Below are 8,884 nucleotides of genomic sequence, written 5' to 3'. Positions count from 1 at the left end.
CAAGTCATCATTATTAATTGCCTGGCGGATGGTGTGCAGCATATTGCCACCTTTGTAATACATATCGCCACTACCTTCCTTGTTTACGCCATAGGGTGCAATGATTGGCACATCATTTACAATTCTTTTTCTTGTGCCAATTACATACGCATCGGCGGCTTCTTTGCCATAGTAGTATTCTGTAAACAATGTTTCGCTGTAGTTGGTAAAACTTTCGTGTATCCACATATCTGCGAGATCTTTGCTGGTAATATTATTACCAAACCATTCATGGCCGCTTTCATGCACAATAATAAAATCCCATTTCAATCCCCAGCCGCTTCCGCTAAGGTCTGTGCCATGATAACCATTCTGGTAGCCATTACCATAAGCAGTGGCACTTTGGTGTTCCATGCCGAGATGTGGTGCATCTACCAGTTTGTACCCATCTTCGTAAAAAGGATAGGGGCCAAACCAATATTCAAAAGCTTTCATCATTCGTGGCGCATCCTGAAATTGTTTTTTTGCCTTATCAAGGTTGGAATCCAGCACCCAGTAATCCATGGTTAAATCACCTTTTTCGCCTTTAAATATTTCTCCGAAATGAACATACTTACCGATGTAGGGAATAATACAATAATTATTGATCGGGTTTACCACAGCCCAGTCGTAGGTAGCAGTACCATCGCCATTGATTATTTTGCCCCGCAGCCTTCCATTGCCTACGCATACCAATGTATCCGGGCAGGTGATGTGCATTTCGGCGCTGTCGGGTTCATCACTTTGAATGTCTTTGCAGGGATACCAAACGCTTGCACCCAGTCCCTGGCAGGCGATGCTTACCCAGGGACTATTGCTTTTATCTTTTGTCCAGATGAGGCCACCATCCCAAGGTGGGCGAACAGCAATTGTTGGTTTGCCATGGTAGTAAACGGTTAATACACCATGGGTACCCCTATCAAGATGCATATCACGAATAAAGTATGCATTACCTTCCCTTGTAAATTTTTCTATTTTCTCCGACCTTCCGGTTCCCTTTGTAATTGAATAAGACAGATAAATGCTATCAATTAATAAAGGCTCCTGTAAGTCAACCTGTATTATTTCCCCAGAATTTAAAACCTTAAATGCTATGTTGTTAAACCCCCTAATAGTACTATCCTCAATATTAAATTTTACATGCAGGTCATATTTTGTTACATCCCACCAATTTCTTCCCGGGCCATTACTTCCACGCAAAGTATCAGCGTGGGTAAAAACTGTTTTTTTACTTAAAGGTTGCGCCAGCACATGAGTAAAACAGATGAATAACAGGCTTATAAACAGAAGACAGGTGATTTTCAATTTCATTGTATAAATTTATGCAGAATTAAATAATCTTATGTTGCTAAAAAAATATCCCTTATCAATTATAATATGCTGCTTTGTTTTTTTCGCCTCCTGTAAATCTCATCTTCATCCCGATAAAAAAATATTTCATTACAACGAACAAACCGGTATTGCTTCTTTAGACCCGGCATTTGCAAAGAACCAGTCCATTATGTGGGCCATTCACCAATTGTACAATACCCTGGTGGAAGTAGATGAACACATGCATTTAAAACCATTGCTGGCAAAGAGCTGGGATATTTCCGGAGATAATTTAACCTTTACTTTTCACCTGCGTACCGATGTTTATTTTAATGATGATGCCGCGTTTATAAATGGCAAAGGAAGATTACTGAATGCACAGGATGTTGTGTATAGTTTTGGCCGGATTATAGATAAAGATGTTGCCAGTCCGGGTGCATGGATATTTAACAGCAGGATTGATACAGCGATTGCTTTTGCTGCTATCAATGATTCAACCTTTCAGTTAAAACTCGCAAGGCCTTTTCAACCCATACTGGGTATTCTCAGCATGCAGTATTGTTCCATCGTGGCCAAGGAAGCAGTGGAAAAATATGGCGCTGATTTTCGCCGTCATCCGGTTGGTACCGGGCCTTTTAAACTGGTAGCCTGGGAAGAAGGGCTGGCACTGGTTTTAAAAAAGAATACCCACTATTTTGAAAGAGACAGCAACGGTACAGCTTTGCCATATATTGACGGAATAAAAATATCTTTCTATAACAGTAAGGCAACAGAGTTTTTAGAGTTTCAACAAGGCCGGCTGGACTTTATTAATGATATCGAAGCATCTTTCAAAGATGAGATTCTTACTAAAACAGGTAATCTAAAAAAGGAATGGCAGGGCAAATTACTGTTGCAAAAACATCCCTATCTCAACACCGAATACCTGGGTATTTTAGTAGATGATAAAAATGAGCTGGTAAAAAATTCTCCCTTACGATTGCAGAAAATACGGCAAGCCATTAACTATGGTTTTGACCGGAGAAAGATGATGCTGTATTTGCGCAACTCCATCGGAACTGCCGCGGAGAGCGGTTTTGTACCTGCTGGTCTGCCTTCTTTTGATTCAGTTAAAGTGAAAGGCTATCACTATGATCCAAACAAAGCAAAACGATTGCTGGCTGAAGCGGGTTATCCCGATGGCAATGGTTTACCCATCATTAAATTACTGACCATACCAGTGTATGCAGACCTGGCCGGATACATTGCAAACGAACTGCAGCAGGTTGGAATAAAAGTGCAGGTAGAAGCCATACAAAAAAGTTTACTGCTTGAGCAGACTTCCAAATCGCAGGCATTATTTTTTAGGGGTAGCTGGATTGCCGATTATCCGGATGCTGAAAATTTTCTGAGTGTTTTTTATGGTAAAAACCCGGCTCCGCCCAATTATACACGGTATAAAAATGGTTTGTATGATGAGCTGTATGAAAAAGCAATTGCAGAAAAGAACGACACCATACGTTACAACCTTTATCAGCAAATGGATAGGATGATTGTAAATGATGCGCCCGTAGTGCCGCTTTGGTATGATATGGCCATTCATCTGGTGCATACCAACATCTTAAATTTTGAACCCAACGGATTAAATTTACTGGAATTAAGAAGGGTGAAAATTGAAAAAAAGTAAGGACAAAATTATTTAATTTAGAGAATTTTGTCTAAATTTGTGAAAACGAATTTTATGAGCCTTCCTTCAAACGATACTGCAGCTGTAAAAAAAATCTATAAACAATATGCCAGCTTCATCCAAAGCGATGAAGAAAATATTTTATCAGAGCCAGATGCCATGTACGCTACCGCTTTTAATGATATGGTAATAATTGCCAATTACGATAAAGATTATGCTGCAGGCCTTTTAGATGTTTCTTATAAAACAGTAACCCGTTATCAAAAAGAAGAAAAAAAATTTAGTGCTTTACAAAGCGATTATATTTTAAAAACAATTGTATTGTTTCACAAAGGCGTAAAAGTTTTTGGTAATAATGAAAGCTTTAACCGTTGGCTGGATAAACCTGCATATGGGTTGGGTAATATTATTCCGCGGTCTGTAATTACTACAGTTACAGGTATCAACTTTGTAATGGATGAATTAAACCGCATCGAACACGGCGATCTTGCATGATAGTGTATCGAATTACAACAGAACAATGGAGTAAATCATTACAGGCAAGCGGCAACCCTGCCCGGTGGAATGCCAGAGGCAGGTTTGTAATTTATGCGGCAGGTAGCCGCTCACTGGCATGTCTTGAAAACCTGGTGCACAGGAGTGGAGAATGGCATGGAAAAATGTATAAAGTAATGTTGATTGAATTTTCTGATAAAATCAAAATGGATACTATTGAAGAAAGCAGCCTTAAAAAAAACTGGGGGCAGATCAATCAGTTTTCTTACTGTCAGTTCATGGCACTGCAATGGATCAATGGCGCAACAGCCGCTATTTTAAAAGTACCGTCTGTAATAATAAACAACGAATATAATTATTTGATAAATCCACAACACCCCGATTTTAAATTGATAAAACTAATTGGTGCAGAGGATTTTAATTTTGATGAGCGCTTTTAGTTTTTCTGCTTCCGTTTATATTTCAGGACTTTTTAAAATGTTTCAATTTCCCGTCTTACAATCCGTGAGAATAAGAGTTTCCGCCATTGTTATCAAAATAATTCAGGCGTTAACGGTTGGCTTGATAAAATTTTGTAATTGGCTCCAGCGTGGTTACAACCGGGTTATTCCAGGCACCGCTTTTATTTAAAGCTTCAATCGGGTGTTGAATATTTCTTTTGTTTTTCATTGTGATAAAAACTACATTTTGGTGTTGTTTGCCAACATCTTTATCGGGCCTGTTCCATGTTGTTGGTGATGTGTTTTCCAGTTATTCATATAATATATTAACAAAAGAATTTTTAGTTGCATCGCAGTCAATGTGAAGGCATTCCGCATAGCCGGTATTGTGCTTGCAAACCTTTTGGTAAATTGGTTTTTCAATTTGTTCGCCTCCATATCCGCTGTTACTTTTTTACTTTTTCAGTTGCTGAAGAAACCGAATCAGGGAAAGAATAAGCGGCCTGTAAACAAGATGGAAGTTTCAAATGTTTTATTTATTTGATCTTATTGTTTAATGAAAATTATATGGTTTATAATTTATTTATGATGGACACATAAAAGTTATTTAGTTGTTTTGGGAAACAATTACCGTTTGAAAAGGTTTAACAAATGCCGGGTTGATTGTTTCAAATTATATTAGCTATGCATGCTATTTGCTACCTGCTTTTCGGCTAGTGGCAACAAATTATTCAACATAAAAATGGATGATTAAACTCTGTGGATTTAATTGTAGGCAGAGATGCTTAAAGAAACGGGTTTGTTTGACGTAGACTTTCACAAAAAATAACTGGTAACAAATAGGCACATTGGGAGCGTTGTAGGTTAAAATGCATTTTCTATGTGTACTATGTAACACTGTGGTATAAATAAATTTAAAAATAGCGCCTGCTTTATCTACGCTATAATAAAAGTATCTGCATGCTGAAATAGTACAAGAGGGCGACGCAACGATGTTGATTTTAGTACCTTTGCCCGGATAAAAATTAAAATAATACATAAGTAAATAACACAATGAAATTTTTTCCGGAATCGGCCCTGGTGCAATTAGAATACGAAAAGGTAAAAATCTTGCTGGCAGAATATTGCCGTACCGAATATGGTAAAGCGAAAGCCAATAGTTTACGGATACATACCAAAAAAGAATTTATAGAAACCGAATTGCGCCAGGGTTATGAATACAAACTGGTGGTGCAAAGCGGCCAGTACTTCCCCAATGATTTTATGTTGAATGTGAGCAGGGAAATAAAACTGCTAAGCATACCCGGCGCAGTTTTAAGCGGCGAACAATTTTTATTTATCAGGAAGCTGGCAGAAAATACCAGTAATATTTTCAGGTGGTTTGACAATGAAAGACGCATGGCGTACCCGGCATTGACCAAAGTAATTGAAAATACTTATTATGAAAAGACCATCATTGAATTGATTGACGATATTCTGGATGAATCGGGAAGCGTAAAAGACAGTGCCAGTGAGGAATTGGGTAAAATAAGAATGAGCCTGTACCGTAAGCGAAATGAGCTGCGGCGGGAGTTTGACAGACTGGTAGCGAAATTAAATAAACTGGGTCACCTGGCAGATATTGAAGAAAGTTTTATGAATGGCAGAAGGGTACTTGCAGTATTTGCCGAACAGAAGCGGATGATAAAGGGAGTAATGCATGGGGAAAGTGATAGTCGCCGTACCACATTTATCGAGCCGGAAGAAACGACCGAACTTAACAATGAAATTTTTTCGCTGGAGCATGAAGAGGGTAGGGAAGTATATAAAATTTTACGAAAACTTACGTATCAGTTGAGCGTGTATGCGCCCCTGTTAAAAACCTATCATGATACGGCGGGTGAGTTTGATTTTATTTATGCCAAAGCCAAGTGGGCCATTGCAACGGGTGGTAATTTTCCGCAATTGTATGATAAGGCACACGTTCATTTAATAAATGCCTATCATCCATTATTGCTGTTGTACAATCAAAAAAGCAATAAGCCAACCATACCCGTTAATATAACATTAAATGATAAGAACCGAATACTGGTTATCAGCGGGCCGAATGCCGGTGGTAAAACTGTTACGTTAAAAACGGTGGGCCTGTTACAACTGATGATGCAAAGCGGTTTATTGATACCCGTTCACCCGGATAGTGAGATGGGTATTTTTAAGCAAATTATGATTCACATTGGTGATACGCAAAGCCTGGAGTTTGAGTTAAGTACGTACTCGTCTCATTTAAAAAATATGAAGCATTTTATGGAGAACGCCAATGGGAAAACATTGTTCTTTATAGATGAATTGGGCAGTGGCAGTGATCCAAATTTAGGGGGTGCGTTTGCGGAAGTAATTATGGAAGAACTGGCGCACAAAAATAGCTTTGGTATTGTAACCACGCATTATCTTAACCTGAAAGTGATGGCAAACAAAGTGCCCGGAATCATCAATGGTGCAATGCAGTTTGATGAAAAAAACTTGCTGCCGATGTATAAACTGATAACTGGCAAACCTGGCAGTAGTTATACTTTTTCCATTGCAGAAAGAATTGGCCTGGAGAAAAGGCTGATTGAGAAAGCAAGAACATTGGTAGATGAAGATCATTTTACTCTGGATAAATTATTGAATCGTACAGAGCAGGATCTGCAAAAAATTGATATTGAAAAAAAGGAACTGGCTCATTTACTAAAAGAAAATGAGCGCCTGAAAAAAGAGATGCAGCAGGTACTGAACAGGGAAAAACATGACCAGGAAGTGGAGCGGCTAAAGCATCAGAATAAACTATCGGAAAGCCAGTTGCTGTATTTAAAAGATATGGAGCGCAGGCTTAAAGCCATGGTAATTGAATGGCGCAAAACCGACGACAAAGACAAAGTGGTAAAAATGATTCATGCGTTGTTGTTTAACCAGAAAGAAAAAATGACAAATGAAAACCAACAGAAAAAACTGAACGAAAAATTTATAGAAATAGAAGGTAATATTCAAATTGGCGATAAAGTAAGAATGAAACAGAACCGCCAGGTTGGGATTGTTAAAGAAATTCGGGGAAAAAAATGTGTACTTCAGGTGGGTGTAATGCCCATCACTGTTGACTTAAAAGATGTTGTGCTGGTAAAGGACAAGGATCCGGAGCAAATAATTTCCTAAAAGTTTTGGCTTGAAAACATTCAAGCCTTACTTTTGCGCCGGAGAGTTGGCAGAGCGGTCGATTGCGGCAGTCTTGAAAACTGTTGACTGTTACAGGTCCTGGGGTTCGAATCCCTAACTCTCCGCCAGATAGTATATCAAATAATAGTAAATCCTTGCAATCTCAATGTTTGCAGGGGTTTTTCATTTGGGGGATACCCCAAATCATTCAAATTTCCTCAAACATTATGGTCTAAATCGAGACCTTTTTTCTAACTCACTTCGAGGTCTCGCCAAATCGCTGAAATCCTTTACCAGACTGCATTTTGTTGATATTTTTATTTGCAAAATTCCAAAGAATTTAGTAAATTTATAACTATAAAATCAGACGAAAAATGAACAATTCTATGTGCCTGTCTTTCCAGGTTAAAGCATCAAAAAAGAACGAATTTGGCCAAGCCCCCATTTATGCCAGGATAACCATTAATGACGTACGGACTGAGTTCTCCATTAAACGATTTATTGAACCAGAGAAGTGGATTAATAAAGCCGGTATTGCCAAAGGCAACACAGAAGATATAAGAAGTTTGAATGCACACATAGCATCAGTTAGAACAAAGCTCTTCCAACATTACAACCGGCTACTTGATTCAGATAAAGCAATTACTGCTGAAGTTGTCAAAAATTCTTACTTCGGAATTACAGAAAAAAGCAAAACCATTGTTGAAGTTTTTGAATATCATAATAGCCAGATGAAATCTTTGATTGGTAAAGATTATGCAGAGGGTACTTATGAAAGATATTGCACAGCATTAAAGCATACCAAAGAATTTTTACAATTTAAGTACCGGGTATCTGATTTTGCAATCAAGCAAATCAATCATGAATTTATTACCGAGTTTGAATACTTTTTAAAAACAGTACATAGTTGTTGTCATAATACCGCTATGAAGTATATAACCAACTTTAAAAAAATTGTGCGGATTTGTTTTGGAAACGGCTGGATTGAAAAAGACCCATTCATAAATTATAAAATCACTCTCAAGGAGGTGGAACGAGAAATTTTATTGGAACATGAAATACAGGCAATAGCCGATAAAGAATTTGTAACGCCTCGTTTAAATCAGGTTAGGGATATATTTATTTTCTGCTGTTTCACAGGTCTTGCTTTCAGTGATGTAAAAAAGCTATCTAAGGGGCATTTGATTTTAGGCATTGATGGAGAAAGATGGGTAAAAATAAACAGGAGTAAAACTGATACCAGGTCAAGTATTCCAATATTGCCAATGGCACAATCAATTTTAGATACCTACGCAAATCATCCAAAATGTGTAAATAAAAATGTTCTGCTACCAGTAAGTTCAAATCAAAAAATGAATGGGTATTTAAAAGAGATTGCAGATATATGCGGTATCAACAAGAACATAACATCCCATATTGCCCGCCACTCTTTCGCAACCACCATCACTTTACAAAACGATGTTCCAATTGAAAGTGTCTCAAAAATGTTAGGCCATAAATCAATACGTACAACACAGCATTACGCAAAGGTGTTAGATAAAAAAGTAAGTGCAGATATGCAATTATTGAAAGCTAAATTAAGTGTTTCGCAGGGGAGTACAAAAATAAGGACTGCCTAATCAATACTAAGTTATTTGGGCAAAAAATGACTTCATTCGGTTTTGCAATAATTGTTGTTAAACGGTTGATTTTATTGACATTTAGTGAATATCATGTGGATAAATACTAATAATGTTAGTGTTAAAATTAAGTAAATTTGTATTGTCCTAATCAGAGAGGAATATTT

Annotated in this window: 6 protein-coding genes, 1 tRNA gene and 1 pseudogene; 6 read left to right on the top strand and 2 right to left on the bottom strand. The window is 37.7% G+C overall.

Annotated features, from left to right (window positions below; all coding sequences use genetic code 11):
* On the bottom strand, nt 1-1,329 hold a 1,329-nt coding region (locus H7254_RS13785), incomplete at its 3' end, for a M1 family metallopeptidase (protein ID WP_301933516.1).
* A 31-nt stretch (nt 1,330-1,360) separates the two neighbouring features.
* On the opposite strand from H7254_RS13785, the gene H7254_RS13780 reads away from it, so the two are divergent.
* Genes H7254_RS13780 through H7254_RS13770 form a run of 3 tightly spaced genes read left to right on the top strand, consistent with a single transcriptional unit; the run spans nt 1,361 to nt 3,930 of the window.
* Nucleotides 1,361-2,995 carry an ABC transporter substrate-binding protein gene (locus tag H7254_RS13780; RefSeq protein ID WP_301933515.1) on the top strand — a complete coding sequence of 545 codons (1,635 nt, stop codon included), beginning with the start codon at nt 1,361-1,363 and terminating at the stop codon, nt 2,993-2,995.
* Nucleotides 2,996-3,049: 54 nt separating this feature from the next.
* On the top strand, nt 3,050-3,490 hold the full coding sequence (locus H7254_RS13775) for an antitoxin Xre/MbcA/ParS toxin-binding domain-containing protein (RefSeq protein ID WP_301933514.1): 441 nt from the start codon (nt 3,050-3,052) through the stop codon (nt 3,488-3,490).
* Complete coding sequence (locus H7254_RS13770; RefSeq protein WP_301933513.1) at nt 3,487-3,930, top strand: RES family NAD+ phosphorylase; 444 nt, start codon at nt 3,487-3,489, stop codon at nt 3,928-3,930. Before H7254_RS13775 ends, H7254_RS13770 begins: the two co-directional genes overlap by 4 nt.
* Before the next feature lie 109 nt (nt 3,931-4,039).
* On the opposite strand, the pseudogene H7254_RS13765 reads toward H7254_RS13770, so the two are convergent.
* Nucleotides 4,040-4,369 (bottom strand): annotated as a pseudogene (locus H7254_RS13765) (peptide-methionine (S)-S-oxide reductase); the annotation flags it as partial.
* A 614-nt stretch (nt 4,370-4,983) separates the two neighbouring features.
* Between H7254_RS13765 and H7254_RS13760 the strand changes: the two are divergent.
* The 3 genes from H7254_RS13760 to H7254_RS13750 all read left to right on the top strand — a co-directional run bounded on the left by H7254_RS13760 (nt 4,984) and on the right by H7254_RS13750 (nt 8,717).
* A complete protein-coding gene (locus H7254_RS13760) occupies nt 4,984-7,098 on the top strand; it encodes a MutS2/Smr-associated SH3 domain-containing protein (RefSeq protein ID WP_301933512.1) in 2,115 nt (704 codons plus the stop codon).
* Nucleotides 7,099-7,138: 40 nt separating this feature from the next.
* Nucleotides 7,139-7,226, top strand: a tRNA-Ser gene (locus H7254_RS13755).
* Between the two features lie 246 nt (nt 7,227-7,472).
* The gene (locus tag H7254_RS13750) at nt 7,473-8,717 is read left to right on the top strand and encodes a site-specific integrase (protein WP_301933511.1); all 1,245 of its coding nucleotides are present in this window, start codon (nt 7,473-7,475) and stop codon (nt 8,715-8,717) included.
* Nucleotides 8,718-8,884: the final 167 nt, after the last annotated feature.

It is taken from the genome of Ferruginibacter sp. (assembly GCF_014377975.1).
In the GTDB taxonomy this organism is placed as follows: domain Bacteria; phylum Bacteroidota; class Bacteroidia; order Chitinophagales; family Chitinophagaceae; genus Ferruginibacter.
This window is presented reverse-complemented; position numbering and strand designations above follow the sequence as displayed.

Excerpts from the sequence above, each read along its gene's own strand:
- H7254_RS13770 (WP_301933513.1), top strand. The coding sequence starts at position 3,487 with ATGATAGTGTATCGAATTACAACAGAACAATGGAGTAAATCATTACAG.
- H7254_RS13750 (WP_301933511.1), top strand. The coding sequence starts at position 7,473 with ATGAACAATTCTATGTGCCTGTCTTTCCAGGTTAAAGCATCAAAAAAG.
- H7254_RS13780 (WP_301933515.1), top strand. The coding sequence starts at position 1,361 with ATGTTGCTAAAAAAATATCCCTTATCAATTATAATATGCTGCTTTGTT.
- H7254_RS13760 (WP_301933512.1), top strand. The coding sequence starts at position 4,984 with ATGAAATTTTTTCCGGAATCGGCCCTGGTGCAATTAGAATACGAAAAG.
- H7254_RS13775 (WP_301933514.1), top strand. The coding sequence starts at position 3,050 with ATGAGCCTTCCTTCAAACGATACTGCAGCTGTAAAAAAAATCTATAAA.